Raw genomic sequence first — 19,249 nt, forward strand, 5'->3', positions numbered from 1 at the left:
CGGTCACTCCTCACCGTGGGAGGTCCGACCGGAGCGGACCCGAGGGATGCGGGGCAGGCGGGGAATCGGGGTCGTGGCGACCGTCGGGGCGTCGGTCAACGCCCGGGCCAGCTCGGCGACGGTCGGGGCGGAGAAGATGTGGCTCGCGGTCGCCGGCAGCCGTTCCACTGTGGCGATCCGCGCGGCGACACGCACCGCCCGCAGCGAGTTCCCACCCAGGGCGAAGAAGTTGTCGTGCGCCCCGACCCGCTCGACGCCGAGCGCGTCGGCCCAGAGCGCCGCAAGCCGTCGTTCCAGCTCGGTACGCGGCGCGACGTGGACCGGCCGGCCGGACGGCTGCCGGGGTGGCGGAACCGCCGCGTCCGCGCCCGCCGGCAGGGCCAGCCGGGCGTCGAGGTCGGTGAGCCGGGTCCACGGTGCCCCGGCCATCGTGTCGAGCACCCGCAGCAGGGCGTCCGCCAGCCACTCCATCACGGGCCGGCCGAAGACCTCCGCCTGGTACTCGACAGTCACCGCGATCCCGGCCGGCGTACGGTCCGGACCGTAGTCGTCGGTCACGTCCACCAGCAGCTCGAACCGTGCCGCGCCGGTGCGGATGACCTCCACCCCGCTCCGTACACCGGTCAGGGCGAGACTGCTGCGCGCGTTGTTCTGCAGCGCCAGCACGACATCCACCAGCGGATGCCGACCGGGCGACCGGGGCGGGTTGAGATCCGCGACCACCTGTTCGAAGGGCACGTCCTGGTGGGCGAACGCCGCGACGTCGACCTCCCGGACCCGGACCAGCAGCTCGGCGAGCGTCGGATCGCCGGACAGGTCCGTTCGCAGGGCCAGCATGTTCACGAAGAACCCGACCGCGTCGGTCGGGGCGACGGTCCGTCCGGCGATCGGCGCGCCGACCGCGATGTCGTCGCCCGCGCCGGCCCGCCTCAGCACGACGGCCAGCGCCGTGTGCAGCACCATGAACAGCGTGGCCCGATGCCGCCGGCCCAGCTCGACGAGCTGGGCGTGCACGGCCGGGTCCACCTGCCGTACCGCGGTCTCCGCCCGAGGGCCGGGGGCGGCGGGCCGGCCGGCGAGCCGGGGCAGGGCCAGCCCGCCCGGCAGGCCGGCCAGGACCGAGCGCCAGTGGGCGAGCTGCCGGGCGGCCACGCTGCCCGGGTCGGCCGGGTCCCCGATCCGCGCCCGCTGGTCGACGCCCACTGCGTGCCGTTCGGGCGCCGGCAGCGCGGGCGCCGCGCCGACCCGGCGGGCCGCGTACGCGCCGGACAGGTCGTGCAGCAGCGGCGCCAGCGACCAGCCGTCCGCGGCGATCTGGTGCATCACCAGCAGCAGCGCCGCTCCGGGCTGGTCGTCGTCGACTGTGAACACCACGGCCCGGAACGGAAGCTCGGCGCTCAACCGGAACCGGTACCGGGCGGCAGACGCGACCCGCTCGGCGAGTTCGGCGTCGTCGGCGACCCGGACCACCGCGACGTCGAGCCGCGCCCGCCCCGCCGGCAGCACCCGCTGCCCGGGTTCGCCGTCGTCGACTGTGAACACCGTCCGCAGCGCCTCGTGCCTGTCGACCAGATCCTGGAGCGCGACCCGCAGGGCGGCGGTGTCGACCTCGCCACGGAGCCGGACGAGGATCGGCATGTTGTACGCGACTCCCGCGTCGACCTGGTCGAGGAACCAGAGCCGCCGCTGGGCGAACGACAGAGGCGTACCGCGCTCGGCGTTCCCGGTCCCTGTCGACGGCGGCTGCTCCGTCGCAGAGCCGCGGATCTCGTCCAAGCGCCGTGCCACCGCGGCCACGGTTGGCGCCTCGAACATCGCCCGTACGCCGATCTCGGCGCCCAGCACGGTGTGGATGCGGCTCAGCAGTCGCGCCACCCGCAGCGAGTCACCGCCCAGGTCGAAGAAGTCGTCGTCGACCCCCACCGACGGTACGCCGAGCACCTCGGCGAAGAGTTCGCACAGCGCCTTCTCGGCGTCGGTGCCCGGCGGGCGCGACGCCCCGGACCCGTCCGCCCCGAGCGGCGGGTGCGCCGGCAGGGCCGCGCGGTCGAGCTTGCCGTTCGCGGTGAGCGGCAACGCGTCCACCGCGACGACCACCGCCGGCACCATGAACTCGGGCAGCATCCCGGCCACGTGGGTCCGCAGGTCGTCGCGCCCGGGAGGGCGTTCGCACCCCTCTGCCGGCACCACGTACGCCACGAGCTGCCGCTCGCCATGCCTGTCGTCGGTGGCCGCGACGGCGGCCCGTTCCACAGCCGGATGCCTGGTCAGCACCGCCTCGATCTCGGCCGGTTCGACCCGGAAGCCCCGGATCTTGACCTGGGCGTCGGCGCGTCCCACGAAGTCCAGCGGACCGTCCGCGCCCCGGCGGACCACGAGGTCCCCGGTGCGGTACATCCGTTCACCGGGCCCGCCGAACGGGTTGGCGACGAACCGGTCGGCGGTCAGCCCGGCACGGCCGAGGTAACCGTCGGCCAGGCCGGCCCCGGCGGCGTACAGCTCACCGACCTCGCCGTCGGGCACCACCCGCAGCCGCTCGTCCAGCACGTACGCGTCTTTCGCGGCCAGTGGCCGGCCGATCGGCACCGAGGCGCCCTCCGCCTCGGCCCGGATCACCTGGTGGGTGGTCACGAAGATCATCGCCTCGACCGGCCCGTACCCGTTGCGCAGCCGCAGCCCGGGGAAGCGGTCCAGGGCCCGGCCGACGTGCGCCGGCGACAGCGCCTCGCCGCCCACCAGCAGGTCGCGGACGCCCTCGAGCGCGGTCGGGTACTCGTCCACCACCACATTGAACAGGCTGCTGGACAGATACATCGTGGTGACGCCGTGCTCGCCGGCCAGGCGGGCCAACACCACCGGGTCCACGCGGCGCCCCGGGTACAGCACGCAGGTGCCGCCGTGCAGCAGCGCGCCCCACAGCTCCAGCACGCAGGCGTCCCAGGAGACCGGCGCGCACTGCAACCACACCGCGTCGGGCGCGGCCGGCAGGTCGTCCTGCCCGGTCAGGGTGCCGACGATCGCCAGGTGTGGCGCCGCGACGCCCTTGGGCCTGTCGGTCGAGCCGGAGGTGAACATGACGCACGCGACGTCTCCGGGCCGGGCCCGGCCGGCGCCCCGGGGCAGCTTCCGTCCCTGGTCCGCGTCGACGCCGACGAACCGCGCCCCGTTCCCGAGCCGCCGCACGGCCGCATCGGTGGAGGCGACCACCAGGGCGACGCCGGCATCCTCCGCCATGCCGCGCAGCCGGTGCGGTGGAAAGGCGGGGTCGAGCACCAGGTATCCGGCCCCGGCCTTCAACACCGCGAGGACCGCGACCACCAGGTCGACGCCGCGCTCCAGGTGCACCCCGACCACCGCGCCGGGCCGCGCGCCGGCATCGGCGAGACACCGGGCCAGGCGGTCCGCCCGGGCGTCCAGGCCGGCATAGGTCACCCGTTCCGAGCCGTACACCAACGCTGTCGCATCAGGGGTACGGGCGACCTGCTCCTCGAAGACCTCGTGTACGCAGTGGGCGTCCACCTCAGGAGCCCGTGGACGCGGTATCCGACGAAACCGGGTCGGCTCCGGAGCGGTCCCCCAGAAGGCTCGCCGGGCGGATGTCCGACCAGTGGGTCTCGACATAGGACAGGCAGTCCGCTCGGCCGGCCGCCCCGTGAACTGTCCGCCATCCGGCCGGCACGTCGATGTCGGCAGGCCACAGTGAATGCTGGTTCTCGTCGTTGACCAGCACCAGGTACTCGCCGTTCTCGTCCTCGAACGGATTGCTCGTCATGTCGGCACCTTCCTCTCTTCCTTCTGCTCGGCAATGCCGTCCCAGTCGGGAAGGATCACGTCGATGTCGCGTACCTGGCGGTTGGCCATCCCCCACACCGCGACAGCCATCCCGCACGCGCCGGCGATCAGCAGCATCGCCGCCATTCCGCTGCCGGGGCCGCTCCCGACGACCGGCTGGAGCAGGCCGACCAGCCCGGTGCCCGCGGCGGCCTGCGGCTCGAAGACCCGGTCGGCGACCAGGCCGGAGCAGACCATGGCCAGCGGCGCGGAGATCTGGGACACGAACATCACCGCACCGAAGACGCGGCCCTGCCGCTGCGGGGGCACCTTGGTCTGGATGATCGCCTGCATGGTGCCGTTCACGATCGGCATGAGCAGTGCCCCGACCAGGATGGCTGCGCACCAGGCGGGGACGTCGCGGGACGCGGCCACCAGAACCTGGGAGGTCAGGCACATGCCGACCACGCCCAGCAGCATGCCCCGGATCCGTGCCTTCGGGCCGCCCCACACACCCATCAGCAGGCCACCGAGGATTCCGCCGACGCCGATGCTCGCCATGACGCTCGCCAGCGCGGACGCGTCGTTGCCGGTACGGGCCAGGATCATCGGCTGCACGATCGCGTACCCGAAGACCATCACCAGGTTGACCACGAAGATGACGATCACGAGGCCACGCAGGCTGGGCCGTACGAACAGGTATCGCAGTCCGTCAAGCGACTCGGCGCCGAGCCTGCGGCGAGGCTCGACCGTGGCGCCGTCGCGGGGCTGTTCGTGCAGGCCGGCCGCCTGGATGGTGAGCAGGGCGAGGACGAAGCTGAGCAGGTCCACCAGGAGGATCGTCCCGAGGCCGGAGGTGGCGACAAGCACCCCGGCCAGGGCGGGTCCGCAGATCTCCGCCGTGCTGCGGGCCGTCCCCAGCAGACCGTTGGCGCGTTGCAGCTGATCCTTGGCGACCAGCAGGGGGATCGCCGAGAAGAGCGCCGGGTACTGGAAGGCGGCGGCGGCGCCGAGGAGCGCGACGGCCACGTAGATCTGCCAGAGCTGAAGGTGCCCGGAGAAGTGCAGGGCCGCCAGCGCGCCCACGACCGCCAGCCCACCGATGTCCGCTAGTTGCAGCGCCGTCCGCTTGCGCAGCCGGTCGACAAGCGCCCCCGCCGTGGGACTCAGCAGCACCTGCGGCACCACCGCGAGGACCGAGAGGAGCACGACGGCTGTGGCCCGCTGGCCGGACGTCCAGGCTTGCACCACGAAGGCGAACCGGAGGACCGAGTTTCCGATCAACGTGACGAGCTGCCCTGCCCAGATGATGCTGAATCTGCGCATGAACGGGCCAGCCCCCCGAAGTCACTGCCGGGCTGACAACGTTCGCCCGCCCGACATGATCGCTTCCCCGAGGCTAACGACGTGCATGACAACGGTCAATGTCCGTACGCGTTGATCATTCGCATGCGTGGATCAGTACCGGGTCAGCCGTCCTCGTCGTCGAACGCCGTACGCGGGTCGAGACGCTGACCCTGCGCGTACTCCTCGGCGAAGCCGGCCGGGCCGAGCGCCTCGACCGCGGCCGCCCGTACGGCGGCCAGGTCTGCCGCGTCGTCGGGATCGGGCACCTGACCCAACGCCGTGAACGCGTCGTCCGCGACGGCGACCATCCGGGCCGCCCGGGGATGGTCGACCTCGGCCGACGCGAGCGCGGCGCCCGCCACGCAGACGTACGGCACGAAATCCGCCCAGCCGTTCCGGAACACCGCCGCGCGACTCGTGGCGAACAGTTTTCTCGCCGCATCGAGGTTGCCGAGACCCAACTCGCAGAAGCCGAGGTTGTGCGTCTCCGAATTGACGATCGTGGGCTGGCCCAGGGCCTCGTTGAGCGCGATGCTCTCCCGGTACAGGTCCCGGGCGCGGGTCAGGTCACCGGACATCCGGGCGACGGCCGCCAGGACGTGCCGCGGCCTCTCCTCCAGCCTGCGGTCGCCCGAGCGCAGGGCGACCTCGAGGGCCTCCCGGGCGCGGGCCTCGCCGCCCGGCAGGTCGCCCCCACGGATGGCGACCCGGGCGAGGCTGTACCGGGCCTCCACCTCACCCGCCGGATCACCTGCCGCCCGCGCCCTGTCGATCTCCGCCTCGCTCATCCGCACCACGGCGTCGGTCTCGCCCCGTCGAAAGGCCGCGCGAACGTCGTCGCTGAAACCCATGTCTGTCACCTCCTGCGTCGCTCCTGTGCTTGCCGGCGTGCGAGTTCGGCGGTGCTCGTCACAGCGTGCTCCTTCCGTCTTCGTCGACAGCTCACCGCACGCTGACCCCGGCGACTTGACGAACTCTGGATCATGCGGTCAGAGCGACCCGCCCGTCGGCTGCCTATGCCGTCCAGTCCTCGACAGGGGTGAGCGGGACGGGCGCGGGCCGTCGTACCACAGTCGTCAGCTCGATCCGTCGACCTTCGGCTGCCGAGCGCAGCAGGGCGGTCATCGTGTCGAGGACGTGCAGCGCGACATCGCCACCGGCGCGCGGCGGACGCTGACCGTCGGCCCGGACGAGGTCGAGCAGACCGACGCCCCGGGAAGCCCCGACGTACCCGGCCAGCGGTTCGAGGACCCGCCATTCGCCGCCGCCGAGCGCGAACAGGCGGACCTCACCGTCGAAGACGTTCGGATCGGGTACGGCGAGGGTGCCGGTCTCGCCGTGCACCTCGATCGGCGCGGCGCTCGTCGCGACACCGTCGAAGCTCGTCGTGATCGTGGAGAGAGCGCCGTCGGCGTGTTCGAGCACACCTGTCACGTGGCTGTCCACCTGCACGGGGATCCGCTGGCCGGTACGAGGACCCGAGCCGATGACGCGCTCGGCGCGCAGCCGGCTGGCGGCCCCGACCACCGCCCGGACCGGCCCGAGCAGGTGCACGAGCGCCGAGATGTAGTACGGCCCCATGTCCAGCAACGGGCCGCCGCCCGGGGCGTAGTAGAAGTCGGGCTGGGGGTGCCAGCGTTCGTGCCCCGGCGTGACCATGACGGCCGACGCGGACAACGGCCGCCCGATGAGCCCGTCGTCGATCGCCGCCCGCGCGGTCTGCGTACCCGTGCCCAGAACGGTGTCCGGAGCGCACCCGACGCGGACGCCTGCCGACGCGGCCCGGCTGATGATGGTTCCGCCGTCCTGGAACGTCACGGCGAGCGGCTTCTCGACGTACACGTTCTTGCCGGCGTCGATCGCGCCGAGCGAGATCTCGGCGTGCGCCGCGGGGATCGTGAGGTTGAGGACGGTCTGCACGTCCGGTCTGTCGAGCAGGCGCGGCACGCTCAGCGCCTCGGCGCCCGGAATCGTGGCGGCGACAGCTGCCGACCGGGAGGCGTCGAGGTCGGCCACCGCGGCGATGGACACCGCGGGGTGGTTCGCGAGCGTGGCCAGGTACGCGCGGGAGATGACCCCGAGACCTACTACGCCGACGCGATGCGGGTCGCCCACACCATCCCCCTCTCGATGACGGTACGGACGCTCGGGTGCTCCAGCACGTCCAGGCTGTGCCCCGGGGTGGTCACGAGGATGCGCCCGGCACCCCACAGCCGGGTCCAGATCGCCGGGGACGTCACCGGCCGCTGCCACGGATGCCAGGCCCGCGTCGGGTGGGTCGTGGTGGCCAGGACGTCGATCAGGTCGTCGTGCAACACCCAGTACTGCTCGGTGACCAGGTCGAAGTCCTCGACGCCGGTGGTGACGGGGTGCTCGCGACCGAGGTCCGTGATGGCCACCGTGTGCGGCAGGAAGTTGTCCTCGGCCCCACCGTGCCGCTCGCACGGCTCCTTGCCCGGGTGGGTGGCGAACTGGCCGCCCACCAGGTGCAGATAGTCCGACGACGCGCGGAACGAGTCGACGATGCCGCCGTGCCAGCCGGTGAAGCCCGTTCCGGCGGCGACCGCCGCGCTGAGGCCCGCCACCTGCTCCGGGGCGATCTGCGACATCGTCACGCACTGCACGACGAGGTCGGTGTCCGCCATCTCGGCGGCGTCGGCGTAGATCTCGGTCGACCCCTCGACGCGTACCGTGTAGCCGTTGCCCTCGAGGAACGGGATGAACAGGTCTGTCGCCTCGACCGGCTGGTGCCCCTCCCACCCGCCTCGAACCACCAGTGCTCTCCGCTGCGTCATGCTCGCTCCCTCCCCCGTCCGTCGTCGGTGGGCTGGCCGCTCCCGCCCGCGACGAACCGCCGATGCCTGTGCTCGTCGAGCATCGAAAACCGTACTCGTCGTTGCCGCCGGAACGAGCGGGGGCCACGATCGACGCGTTCTCAGTGCTCCAACCAGCGTGGGTACGGCCGTTCGGGTGGCTTTCCGTGGGCACGGATCGTGTCGGAGGTCGCGATGCCGGCGAGGACGACGACGGCGGTGACGGCGGCGGCCAGTGGGGGCAGGAGGGTCATGGCGGGCGCGGCGCCGACGAGCGCCAGTGCGCCGATGATCCGGGAGCGGGACACCCTGTCGAACACGGCGTGCTCGACCAGGGACCGGCCGATCAGAAACAGCGTCGGTCCGCCGAGGACGACGAGAATCCACCCGGTGTCGGTGTCGCCGAACGGGTGATCGATCACGATCTCGTATCCGACGGCGACGGCCACGATACCGACCACCATGAGCACGTGAGCCAGAAAGGCCTCCCGGATGAGACGGGCGGGTTCACCGGATACCCGGATCGCGTCGGGCAGCAACTGGCCCGCCCGGAAAAGGTAGACCCGGAACAGCAGGATGGTCGTGACAAATGACACCGCGAACGCGGCCGCGGCCCCACCCTGGCCGAAGGAGGTGTCGCTGTACGCCGAACCCGTCGTCAGAATCAGCTCGCCGAGCGCGATGATGAAAAATTGCCGGTAGCGCTCGGAAAGGTACTCGGCCAGGACGGGCCATTGACGTGGGATGGGCCGGGTCCACGGCGCGGGATAGAACAGCAGCAGCGCCACGCAGTCGATGCCGATCGCGAGCGTCCACAGCCACCCGCGTGCCGGATCCACCACGATCGCTCCGGCGATCCAGGGCACGGCGGATATCGAGAACCAGAAAAGCACCCCTGCCGCTCGGCGCTGGGCTTCGTGGCCGCGCAGCCACGGCACGATGACCAGCCCACGGACGATGTGGACGGCAACGTACGCGCCAGCGAAGGCAAGGGCCCGGTCACCGAACGCCTGCGGCACCGCGACCGCCATCATCATCGCGCCGAGCATTGCCGCGTAGACAAGCAACTGGAGTTGCGGCCTCCGCGGATCGTAGATGTCGGTGACCCAGGCCGTGACGAACCACAGAACCATGAAGGCCAGCAGCAACAGCAGCGATTCGCCGACTTCGCTGCGCACCATCCGCCGCTCGGTCAGATCCTCGACCAGCCGGTGCGAGACCCGGTTGAGGGCGAAGACGAACACCAGATCGAAGAAGAGTTCGAGGAGACTCGGTCGCTGCGGTTGCCCCGGTTTACGAAGCAGCGCCGCTGCCCTTGTCGACATGGCCGCCCAATTCTGCCGGTCTCGTCTACTCGGGTATTGGTACCACGGTCGGCGGGGACGTCGAGTCGATACGACGGTCTCCGGAAGGGCCCGGACCGTCGGCACATCGACCGCCTTCTCTTCGGCGTGTTGCGTGACGACATGGCCTGCTCACGGGCGATCCCTTGGGAGCGGTACCAGTCGGGGCCGAAATCCATCCCTCCCTGTCGCTAGACTCGCCGCAACCCCGGCACCGCCCGCAGCTTCGGCGGGCGCTGATCCGCATCGAATGGAGACGTCTGTGACCGGCGACAAGGCGGCACCCCCCGGCATCGACCCCAGTATTCCCAGCGTGGCCCGGGTCTACGACTTCTTCCTGGGCGGCAAGGACAACTTCGAGTCCGATCGAAGGGTCGCCGAACACGCCCTGCGGATCACACCGGACGGGCCGGCGGCCGGCCAGGCGAACCGCGCCTTCCTGCGTCGGGTGATTCGCTTCCTCGTCACCGAGGCGGGCATCGACCAGTTCCTCGACATCGGGTCGGGGTTGCCCACCCAGGGCAACGTGCACGAGGTCGCCACCGAGCACAACCCGAAGGCCCAGGTCGTGTACGTGGACAACGATCCCATCGTCCTGAGCCACGGGCGCGCCCTGCTCGCCGCGGAGGGCACCGCGACGGTGATCCAGGCGGACATCCGGGCACCACAGGAGATCCTCAACCACCCGGACGTACGTCGGTTCCTCGACTTCGAGCGGCCGGTCGGGCTGCTGCTCTTCGCGATCCTGCACCACCTCGGAGACGACGAGGATCCGCGGGCGGTGGCGGCAGAGCTGATCGACGCGCTGCCCTCCGGCAGCTACGTGGCGATTTCGCACTTCCGCGACCCGGGCGAGCGGGACCCGGAGGGCTCCCGCAAGGCCCGCGAGGTCGAGCGGGTCTTCAACGAGTCGCTGGGCACCGGTCGCTGGCGTACGGACGAGGAGATCGTCTCCTTCGCCGACGGGCTGACGCTGCTGGAGCCGGGCCTGGTGCCGCTGGCCGAGTGGCGTCCGGAGCCGGGTGCGCCCGCCCCGACCCAGACCGACACCTACCACACCTTCGTCGGGCTCCTCGCCCGCAAACCGTAGGCCCCGCCCTGCGGTGAGGCCGTCGGCGGGGACCGCCCCGTCGACCCTCCCCACCGCTCGTTATTTTGCGTGGCACGCATCTTTGCGTGCCACGCAATAAGTGCTAGCGTGGTGGCATGACGGGGCTGCGGCAGCGCAAGAAGGCCGAGACGCGGGCGGCGCTCGGCTGGGCTGCGATCCACCTCACCGTCGAGCGCGGCTACGACAACGTCCGCGTGGAGGACATCGCCGATGCTGCCGGCGTCTCCCCGCGTACCTTCAACAACTACTTCTCCAGCAAGGCCGAGGCGATCGCCTCCCGTCACCTGGACCGCAGCCTGCGCACCGCTGCCGCGCTGCGCGAACGCCCCGCCGACGAGCCGCTCTGGGCGGCGCTCACCCGGGCCGCGCTGGAGCAGTTCACGCCCGGCCCCGAGGTCGAGGCGATGCCGTCTCCCGCCCATACCCAGTGGGCGGCAGGCATCCGCACCATGCTCGCCGAGCCCGCGCTCCAGGGCGAGCGACTGCGCGCCGTCGCGACAGCAGAGGCCGAACTCGCCGCCGCGGTCGCCGATCGCACCGGCACCGACCTCGCCACCGACATGTATCCGCGACTCGTGGCGGCCGCCGCCAGCGCCGCCGTCACCGTGGCCATACAGCACTACCTCGACAACGCCGACCCGCCCGCCCCGATCGAGCGCCTCATCACCGACGCCTTCGCCCAGGTCGCCGCCGGCCTTCCGCCGCCCCGCCGCTGAAGCACGCACTCGACGCCGACAGCAGCCGCATCCTCAGCCGCGTACACCCCGCGGCGGGCCGGCCGCGCGCCGCCGCCCGCCGTGGCGATGACGCACGTCCGAAAAGGATCACGATCATGATTGATGTCCTCATCGTCGGGGCCGGCCCCGACGGCCTCATGCTCGCCTGCGAGCTGGGCGCGTCCCTCACGCGCCACTTCGGCCTTCCACAGTGACCGAGGACATCGCAACCTGCCCGCGCTACCAAGCCCATCTCGCCGACTCGGTGCGGCGCTGACGCGAACGGATTCGCGGCGCTGAGGCGATGCGACCGAGCCCGTCCCGCCCCGCAGGGGCCGACGGGTGTTCCCGCCGGCCCCTGGGGTTGAGGTCACCGTCCGTACAGCTCGAACTCGTAGAGCGAGAACCCGTACGAGGTTGACCGCTTGACCCCGTACACCCGCACGTAGCGGGCGCTGACCGGCGCGAAGGCGGCGTTGTCGACGCCGCCGTTGCCGGCGGTGGTGGTGAACACCGGCGTCCAGGAGTTGCCGTCGCCGGAGATCTCGATCCGGTACGACGTGGCGTAGGCGGATTCCCAGCGCAGCACCGCCCGGCTCACCGTGCGCGCCGCGCCGAGGTCGACCCGGAGCCACTGGTTGTCGTTGTAGCTGCTGGCCCACCGGCTGCCGAGGCTGCCGTCGACCGCCTTGTCCGGCGTGTGGCTGGTCAGGAACTGGGTGCTCGACGCGCTCGCCGGGCGTCCCTGGGCCAGGTTGGTGACGGCGTCGCCCCGGCGTGCCGGGAACGAGACGACCTGCTGGTAGGTGGGGCGGTTCTGCCAGGCGATCAGGGGGTGGGTGATGCCACCGAGGCCGGACTGGGCGATCGAGTCGGCGCACCACTGGTCGCCGGCCCCGCAGGACTTGTCACCCGGGTAGACGGTGGTCGCCGGCACGGCGGCGGCCTGGCCGAGCGTGTCGGTAAGCGACTGCCGGCACGCGCCGAGCTTGCCGTTGCCGCAGTACGCGCGGCCCAGTCCACCGGCGACGGGGTCGCCGAGCACGGTCCGCAGGTCCTTGTCGACGTAGCCCCACCAGCCGTACTGGAACGACGATCCCTTGTGGGCCTGACCCTGGGGCGCCCAGCTCACCGCGCCGTCACGCCCACCGTTCTGGCCGCCCGACGGCGCCTCGTTCACCTCGATGGCGTCGACGAGCGCGCCGTAGAGGTCCGACCCGAGGCCGGGGCGGAACTCCGCCGAGGCCAGCAGCGGCCACCACGCGTCGAAGATCCGGATGGCGTCGGCGTGCTGGTAGACCTTCGAGCCGGGTGCGGTCTCCACCCGCCGGGAGCCGGCCTGCTGCCAGGCCCGCAGCTTGCCGACCGCGTCGGCCAGCGCCGGGTCGGTGACAGGCGCGCTGTCCAGCACCCGCAGCAGGTCGCCGAGGACCTGCTGGCCGCGCAGGTCGGTCACCGCCGCGTCCGCCGTGATCTTCACGACGTCGGCGCGGCCGAGCTTGCGCTGGGCGATCGCCGCGCGCACCGGGCCGTCGAGCAACTGACCCCTGTGTACTGAGCCGAAGCTGAAGTTGCCGTCCGCCGCCCCGAAGTCCCGCGCCTGCTTGTTGTTCCAGCTCACGTAGTAGTCCTGGTTCACCGACTGCGGGTGCGCCGACGGCGGGGCGTACGTGGCGTCGTTGGTGTCCGGGTTCCAGCCGACCCACTCGTACGCCGGTTCGGCCTTCGCGGGCAGGTTCGGGTCGGTGATCGACGACCGGACCGGGTTGGAGCCGGAGTTGTAGTACGCCGCCTCGGTCGAGTTGACGTAGAACCAGTTGAACGCGTAGCCGACGCTCGCCGCGGACGCCTGGAACGCCGCCGCGCTGCCCATCGCCGTCGGGTCGTTGAAGGCCTGGAAGCCGATCGCCGAGTCGGCCTCGTGCCGGTAGGTCGAGCGCAGCTTGGTGAAAGCGGTCGGCTGCCCGTTCACCAGGCCCCGGTAGGAGACCAGCCCGTACTTGGTGCGCAGCGCGCGCAGGGTGTACGAGCCGGCCGGGGTGGAGTCGGCGATCGTCGGCGACCAGGAGTTGCGCTGCTCCAGCGCCTCCATGGCGAGGCACTGCCCGTGGTAGAGGTAGCGGTTGGACCGCAGCGTCGGAGCGCTGCCGTCGGTGGTGCACAGCGGCACCGCGTACGTGTCGGTGAGGTCCTGGGAGGCGGAGGTCGCGCTCCACGCGTAGTCCTGTCCCCGACCGAGCAGCACGTAGAGGTTCAGCCCGGCGAACGCCGCGCCGCGTGCGCTGATCCCCGGCCCCTGCAACTCCTGGAGCATCAGCAGTTGCGGGGCGAAGTAGCCGGTCTGCGGGCCGAACACGGCTACCGGATTGCCTGTGGTGGTGTGCCGTCCGGAGACCACCACGGCGTTGGACATGCCGTGCGCGCGCAGGTTGGACAGCCCGCCGATCAGCCCCTCGGTGGCGGTGCTGGTGCCGGTGCGGGCGGCGCCGCCGCCGGTCTGGTCGTAGGCGAGCGGCTCGGCGACCACCGAGCCGGCGTCGGGCAGCACCGCGCTCGTCGCACCGGGCGGCGTCGCACCGTACGGGAAGCTCTGCCCGTCGTGCAGGGTGAGCACGGTCTCCGGGTCGTTCTGCGACCGGAACGCCGCCCACACCCGGTCGCCCTCGGTGGCGCCGTACTTGGCGCGGGCGGCGACCCGGACCAGCGCGGACTGGATCTCGCTGCCGCCGCCTCCGCCGAAGAGTCCGCCGACGACACCGGCCGTGGCGATCAGGTCGGTCATGGTGAAGTGCTTCGGCTTGCCGGCGCCGGCGAGCACGTACTCGCCCGGGTAGTTGTCGTCGGCGATCGACTTGTCGATGTAGGCGTTGATGCCGGCGATGTAGTCGACAACGTCGGTGTAGAGCTGCTGACCCCGCGCGCCCTTGGTGCGCAGCGCGTCCACCTGGGCCTGGAGGTCCGCCTCGGTGTAGGGCGAGTTGGCCCAGACGCTCTGCTCCAGTTCCCGGTTGCCGGGGGCGCCACCGGCGAACGACGTGACGTTGCCCCGGCCGACGTGCCGCAGCAGGTCCATCACCCAGAGCCGGTCCTGGGCACCGGCGTAGCCGGCGCCGAACATGGTGCCGGCGCGGGTGGTGCCGGTGATGTGCGGGACTCCGGTGGCCTTGTCCCGCACGATCGTGACGTCCGCGCGCGGCGAGACGGTGCTCTCCACCTGCGCGGCGGGTACGCCGAACGAGGCGTCGTTGTAGAAGTGCGCGATCTGTTCGTCGGTCAGCCCGGCGTAGTTGTAGACGAGGTTCGCGTACTCGTCGAGCTGGTCGCTGGAGTGCGCCGGGCGGGTGCCGAGCGCCTGGTGCGCCAGGATGTCGACGAGAGTGGCGTTGCCGTTCTGCCCGGGGGGCAGGATGTCGGCGCACTGGCCGAGGCAGTAGTCGTTTGCGGCGAACGTGCTGGCGGCCAGCGCCGGTGACGGCGGGATGACGGTCAGGACGCTCGCGGTCAGGGCTGCGGCGGTGAGCGCCGCGAGCCGGGCACGGAGAGCGGGACGGGGCATGGCGATCCTCCGGGGGACGCGGAGTCGGGCCGTTCGGTACGCCCGGCTTCAGGTGCCGACGTCTCGCCCTCCGCGCCCGGGCGTTCCACCCGGAGGTGAGAATGACTCATATCAATCTCCGGGCAATGATCGACGCACTGCCGCCGTCCGGGAAAGCCGTCGTTCACCAGTCGCCAATGCCGACGTTTCGCCACCTTCCGGCGCGGGGCGGGAGGCGATGTCGTGGCTGACCCCCGAACCTCGAGATCGCCAACCTTCCTGCCTGTAACACAGCCGAAACTACCGGTTGAAAGGCCCGGAATTTTCTGCGAACCTAGGGCCATCGATGAGTGTGAACGCTAACAAGATCATCTGGCTCCTGGAGGCGCCCCACCCCCGACCATCAGGTCCATTCGCCACCAGGTGACCACGTCCACCACCTGGAGAGCCACCAGCCCGCTCCCGCCCCCGGCGGGCGACCCGGCCCACTCATCGCCATCTCGATCTGCTGGTCGGGCAACCCGGGACGACTCGTCCCCGGGAGGGCAGCCGAGGTGGGTCCGTGGTCCGGTCGGGCGGACTCAGCACTGTGGTCGCTGCCATCCGCGCGGGATCCACCCCTCTCGGTCAGCGACGCGATTTCCCATCCACCACTGGAGGATCAGCATGGTTTCTCGGACCCGCTCGACGGGGCGCACCCGACTACGAACACTCAGTATTTCCGGAACAGCGGCGATAGTTGCGGCCCTTGTGGTGTCGCTGCTGCCCAATCTCGCCCAAGCCGCCGAGACGACCCTCGGCGCCGCCGCGGCCCAGTCCGGCAGGTACTTCGGTGCCGCCGTCGCCGCCAACAAGCTCGGCGACAGCGCCTACACGACGATCCTGAACCGCGAGTTCAACGCCGTGACGCCCGAGAACGAGATGAAGATCGACGCGACCGAGCCGCAGCAGAACAACTTCACCTTCGGCAACGCGGACCGGATCGTGAACCACGCCCTCTCCCGGGGGTGGAAGGTCCGCGGGCACACCCTGGCCTGGTACTCGCAGCAGCCGGGCTGGATGGAGAGCATGGAGGGCACCGCGCTGCGCAACGCGATGCTCAACCACATCAACCGGGTGGCCGGCTACTACAAGGGCAAGATCTACTCGTGGGACGTGGTGAACGAGGCCTTCGAGGACGGCAACAGCGGCGCCCGTCGCAACTCGAACCTCCAGCGCACCGGCAACGACTGGATCGAGGCGGCGTTCCGCGCGGCGCGGACTGCGGACCCGGACGCGAAGCTCTGCTACAACGACTACAACACCGACAACTGGACCTGGGCCAAGACCCAGGCCGTCTACAACATGGTGCGGGACTTCAAGTCCCGTGGCGTACCGATCGACTGCGTCGGGTTCCAGTCGCATTTCAACGCCAACTCGCCGTACAACAGCAACTACCGCACGACGCTGTCCAGCTTCGCCGCCCTCGGGGTGGACGTGCAGATCACCGAACTGGACATCGAGGGCTCCGGCACGACGCAGGCCAACACGTACCGCAGCGTGGTCAACGACTGCCTCGCCGTGGCGCGCTGCAACGGGCTCACCGTCTGGGGGGTGCGGGACTGCGACTCGTGGCGCTCCGGCGGCACTCCGCTGCTCTTCGACTGCAGCGGCAACAAGAAGGCCGCCTACACGGCGACCCTGGAGGCGCTGAACAGCGCCGGCCCCGGCACCACCCCCACGCCCACCACGCCCGGTCCGACCCCCACCGTCCCGCCGGGCTCGACAAGCGAGATCGTCGGCACCCAGTCCGGCAGGTGCGTCGACGTACCCAACGCCTCGACCACAAACGGCACCCGAGTCCAGCTCTACGACTGCAACAAGCAGACCAACCAGGCCTGGACCTACACCTCAGGCAAACAACTCCAGGTGTACGGCACCATGTGCCTCGACGCCGCCGGCACCGGCAACGGCGCGGCGGTACAGATCTACAGCTGCCACAGCCAGACCAACCAGCAGTGGAACCTCAACTCCAACGGCACCATCAGCAACGTCCAGTCCGGCCGCTGCCTGGACGTCTGGAGCACCTCCAACGGCGCCCAGATCCAGCTCTACGACTGCAACGGACAGACCAACCAGCAGTTCCGGCTGGCCTCCCTCGGCGGTGGCACCCAGACGCCCACCCCGACGCCGACCACGCCGCCGCCGACCGGGGGCGCGTGTGACCTGCCCTCGTCGTACCGGTGGTCGTCGACCGGCGCGCTGGCCCAGCCGAGGTCCGGGTGGGTGTCGCTGAAGGACTTCACAGTCGCGCCGTACAACGGCCAGCAGCTCGTCTACGCCACCACGCACGACACCGGCACCACGTGGGGCTCGATGAACTTCGGCCTCTTCAGCAACTACTCGCAGATGGGCTCGGCGAGCCAGAACGCGATGAACTCGGCGACGGTCGCGCCGTCGCTGTTCTACTTCGCCCCGCGCAACATCTGGGTCCTGGCCTACCAGTGGGGCGGCACGGCCTTCTCGTACCGGACCTCCAGCGACCCGACCAACCCGAACGGATGGTCATCGGCACAGACGCTGTTCACTGGCAGCATCTCCAACTCCTCGACCGGCCCCATCGACCAGGCGATCATCGGTGACGACCAGAACATGTACCTCTTCTTCGCCGGTGACAACGGTCGGATCTACCGGGCGAGCATGCCGATCGGGAACTTCCCGGGCAGCTTCGGCTCCAACTACACGACGATCATGACCGACTCGACGAACAACCTCTTCGAGGCCGTGCAGGTCTACAAGCTCCAGGGCCTGAACAAGTATCTCATGATCGTCGAAGCGATCGGCTCGAACGGGCGCTACTTCCGCTCGTTCACCGCCAGCAGCCTGGGCGGCACCTGGACGCCGCAGGCCACGTCCGAGAGCAACCCGTTCGCGGGCAAGGCCAACAGCGGTGCCACCTGGACCAACGACATCAGCCACGGTGAACTGCTGCGGACCAGCGCCGACCAGACCATGACCGTCGACGCGTGCAACCTGCAACTGCTCTACCAGGGTCGTTCCCCCAGCTCCGGAGGCGACTACGGCCTCCTGCCGTACCGGCCGGGCCTGTTGACGCTGCAACGCTGACGATCGGAAACCGCCGGGGCGGGTGGGCTCGCGCAGACCGAGTCCGCCCGCCTCGTATCCATCCACCACCAGGAGGTACGACAGTGCCAGGACACGCCAACCCTCCCCCGCCCCCGGCAGACGGCGACACGGCCCGGGTGTCCCCCCGGCGCCGGAGAGGACTGTTCACGCTCGCCGCGGCCGGGCTCGCCGCCGTGGTCGGGTTGTTCACCATCACCGTGGCGACCGGATCGGCGTCGGCCGCCGACAACCCGTACCAGCGCGGCCCGGACCCCACCCGGACCAGCGTCACCGCGGTCAACGGTCCCTTCGCCAACACGTCGGTAAGCGTCCCCACCGGGTACGGCTTCAACGGCGGCCGGATCTACTACCCGACCGACACCAGCCAGGGCACGTTCGGGGCCATCGCGATCTCGCCGGGCTACACCGCGTTGTTCTCCGCCGAGCTGGCCTGGATGGGACCGTGGCTCGCCTCCCACGGCTTCGTCGTGATCGGCATCGAGACCAACAGCCGCAACGACTTCGACACGGCCCGGGGCACCCAACTGCTCGCCGCGCTCGACTACCTGACCCAGCAGAGCCCCGTCCGGGACCGGGTCGACCCCAACCGGTTGGCCGTCGCCGGGCACTCCATGGGCGGCGGTGGCGCGCTGAGCGCGGCCATGCGGCGTCCGTCGTTGAAGGCGGTGGTCGGCATCGCGCCGTACTCGCCGTCGTCGAACCTGGCCAACGACCGTGTGCCCACGATGATCTTCGCCGGGCAGGCGGACACAGTGGTCACCCCGTCCTACGCCACCGGCCTGTACAACAGCATCCCGACCAGCACGGAGAGCGTCTACGTGGAGGTCGCCGGCGCGGACCACGGGTTCATGGTCGGACGGTCGAACCCGGTGATGGTCCGCACCATGCTGCCGTTCGTCAAGATGTTCCTCGACAACGACACCCGGTACAGCCAGTTCCTCTGCCCGCTGCTGGACTCCAGTGGCGTGGTCACCTACCGCAGCACGTGCCCGCTGCTGCCCGGGACGCCGACCACCCCGACACCGACGCCCACCACGCCCACACCGACCCCCACCGTCCCGCCGGGCACGGCCAGCGAGATCGTCGGCACCCAGTCCGGCAGGTGCGTCGACGTACCCAACGCCTCGACCACAAACGGCACCCGAGTGCAGCTCTACGACTGCAACAAGCAGACCAACCAGGCCTGGACCTACACCTCAGGCAAACAACTCCAGGTGTACGGCACCATGTGCCTCGACGCCGCCGGCACCGGCAACGGCGCGGCGGTACAGATCTACAGCTGCCACAGCCAGACCAACCAGCAGTGGAACCTCAACTCCAACGGCACCATCAGCAACGTCCAGTCCGGCCGCTGCCTGGACGTCTGGAGCACCTCCAACGGCGCCCAGATCCAGCTCTACGACTGCAACGGACAGACCAACCAGCAGTTCCGGCTCGCGCGCCTCACCTGAGGATCGTCGCCCGCCACCGGTGACGGGTGGGCCCGG

13 protein-coding genes are annotated in these 19,249 nt (G+C 70.7%); 5 read left to right on the forward strand and 8 right to left on the reverse strand.

The window, feature by feature from the left end; all coding sequences use genetic code 11:
- Positions 1 to 3: 3 nt before the first annotated feature.
- The 7 genes from ACFY1S_RS25910 to ACFY1S_RS25940 form a co-directional block, all read right to left on the reverse strand.
- Complete coding sequence (locus ACFY1S_RS25910; RefSeq protein ID WP_387123006.1) at positions 4 to 3,519, reverse strand: amino acid adenylation domain-containing protein; 3,516 nt, start codon at positions 3,517 to 3,519, stop codon at positions 4 to 6.
- A 1-nt stretch (position 3,520) separates the two neighbouring features.
- Complete coding sequence (locus ACFY1S_RS25915) at positions 3,521 to 3,772, reverse strand: MbtH family protein (RefSeq protein ID WP_364363008.1); 252 nt, start codon at positions 3,770 to 3,772, stop codon at positions 3,521 to 3,523.
- On the reverse strand, positions 3,769 to 5,097 hold the full coding sequence (locus ACFY1S_RS25920) for an MFS transporter (RefSeq protein ID WP_387123008.1): 1,329 nt from the start codon (positions 5,095 to 5,097) through the stop codon (positions 3,769 to 3,771). The genes ACFY1S_RS25915 and ACFY1S_RS25920 overlap by 4 nt, the downstream gene beginning before the upstream one ends.
- 143 nt (positions 5,098 to 5,240) lie before the next feature.
- On the reverse strand, positions 5,241 to 5,969 hold the full coding sequence (locus ACFY1S_RS25925; protein ID WP_387123010.1) for a tetratricopeptide repeat protein: 729 nt from the start codon (positions 5,967 to 5,969) through the stop codon (positions 5,241 to 5,243).
- A gap of 163 nt (positions 5,970 to 6,132) precedes the next feature.
- Positions 6,133 to 7,233 (reverse strand): Gfo/Idh/MocA family protein, encoded by a 1,101-nt coding sequence (locus ACFY1S_RS25930; protein WP_387123012.1) that lies wholly within the window; start codon positions 7,231 to 7,233, stop codon positions 6,133 to 6,135.
- Entirely contained in the window at positions 7,206 to 7,913 is a 708-nt protein-coding gene (locus ACFY1S_RS25935) for a ThuA domain-containing protein (protein ID WP_387123014.1), read from the reverse strand. Before ACFY1S_RS25935 ends, ACFY1S_RS25930 begins: the two co-directional genes overlap by 28 nt.
- Before the next feature lie 140 nt (positions 7,914 to 8,053).
- On the reverse strand, positions 8,054 to 9,256 hold the full coding sequence (locus tag ACFY1S_RS25940; protein WP_387123016.1) for a low temperature requirement protein A: 1,203 nt from the start codon (positions 9,254 to 9,256) through the stop codon (positions 8,054 to 8,056).
- A 280-nt stretch (positions 9,257 to 9,536) separates the two neighbouring features.
- Between ACFY1S_RS25940 and ACFY1S_RS25945 the strand changes: the two genes are divergently transcribed.
- The 3 genes from ACFY1S_RS25945 (at position 9,537) to ACFY1S_RS25955 (ending at position 11,316) form a co-directional block, all read left to right on the forward strand.
- The gene (locus ACFY1S_RS25945) at positions 9,537 to 10,364 is read left to right on the forward strand and encodes an SAM-dependent methyltransferase (protein ID WP_387123018.1); all 828 of its coding nucleotides are present in this window, start codon (positions 9,537 to 9,539) and stop codon (positions 10,362 to 10,364) included.
- Between the two features lie 116 nt (positions 10,365 to 10,480).
- Complete coding sequence (locus tag ACFY1S_RS25950) at positions 10,481 to 11,101, forward strand: TetR/AcrR family transcriptional regulator (RefSeq protein WP_387123020.1); 621 nt, start codon at positions 10,481 to 10,483, stop codon at positions 11,099 to 11,101.
- A 116-nt stretch (positions 11,102 to 11,217) separates the two neighbouring features.
- Positions 11,218 to 11,316, forward strand: coding sequence for an FAD-dependent monooxygenase (locus ACFY1S_RS25955; protein WP_387123022.1), 99 nt, complete (start codon positions 11,218 to 11,220; stop codon positions 11,314 to 11,316).
- A gap of 155 nt (positions 11,317 to 11,471) precedes the next feature.
- Here the strand turns inward: ACFY1S_RS25955 and ACFY1S_RS25960 are convergent, their stop codons facing one another.
- Entirely contained in the window at positions 11,472 to 14,657 is a 3,186-nt protein-coding gene (locus tag ACFY1S_RS25960) for a penicillin acylase family protein (RefSeq protein WP_387123023.1), read from the reverse strand.
- Positions 14,658 to 15,395: 738 nt separating this feature from the next.
- Between ACFY1S_RS25960 and ACFY1S_RS25965 the strand changes: the two genes are divergently transcribed.
- Together ACFY1S_RS25965 and ACFY1S_RS25970 are read left to right on the forward strand one after the other, a co-directional pair.
- Positions 15,396 to 17,741 (forward strand): non-reducing end alpha-L-arabinofuranosidase family hydrolase, encoded by a 2,346-nt coding sequence (locus tag ACFY1S_RS25965; RefSeq protein ID WP_387123179.1) that lies wholly within the window; start codon positions 15,396 to 15,398, stop codon positions 17,739 to 17,741.
- Positions 17,742 to 17,824: 83 nt separating this feature from the next.
- A complete protein-coding gene (locus tag ACFY1S_RS25970) occupies positions 17,825 to 19,213 on the forward strand; it encodes a ricin-type beta-trefoil lectin domain protein (RefSeq protein ID WP_387123025.1) in 1,389 nt (462 codons plus the stop codon).
- Positions 19,214 to 19,249 lie beyond the last annotated feature (36 nt).

Source organism: Micromonospora sp. NPDC000663, assembly GCF_042898105.1.
GTDB lineage: Bacteria > Actinomycetota > Actinomycetes > Mycobacteriales > Micromonosporaceae > Micromonospora.

Excerpts from the sequence above, each read along its gene's own strand:
- ACFY1S_RS25935 (WP_387123014.1), bottom strand. The coding sequence starts at position 7,913 with ATGACGCAGCGGAGAGCACTGGTGGTTCGAGGCGGGTGGGAGGGGCAC.
- ACFY1S_RS25960 (WP_387123023.1), bottom strand. The coding sequence starts at position 14,657 with ATGCCCCGTCCCGCTCTCCGTGCCCGGCTCGCGGCGCTCACCGCCGCA.
- ACFY1S_RS25920 (WP_387123008.1), bottom strand. The coding sequence starts at position 5,097 with ATGCGCAGATTCAGCATCATCTGGGCAGGGCAGCTCGTCACGTTGATC.
- ACFY1S_RS25955 (WP_387123022.1), top strand. The coding sequence starts at position 11,218 with ATGATTGATGTCCTCATCGTCGGGGCCGGCCCCGACGGCCTCATGCTC.
- ACFY1S_RS25940 (WP_387123016.1), bottom strand. The coding sequence starts at position 9,256 with ATGTCGACAAGGGCAGCGGCGCTGCTTCGTAAACCGGGGCAACCGCAG.
- ACFY1S_RS25915 (WP_364363008.1), bottom strand. The coding sequence starts at position 3,772 with ATGACGAGCAATCCGTTCGAGGACGAGAACGGCGAGTACCTGGTGCTG.
- ACFY1S_RS25925 (WP_387123010.1), bottom strand. The coding sequence starts at position 5,969 with ATGGGTTTCAGCGACGACGTTCGCGCGGCCTTTCGACGGGGCGAGACC.
- ACFY1S_RS25950 (WP_387123020.1), top strand. The coding sequence starts at position 10,481 with ATGACGGGGCTGCGGCAGCGCAAGAAGGCCGAGACGCGGGCGGCGCTC.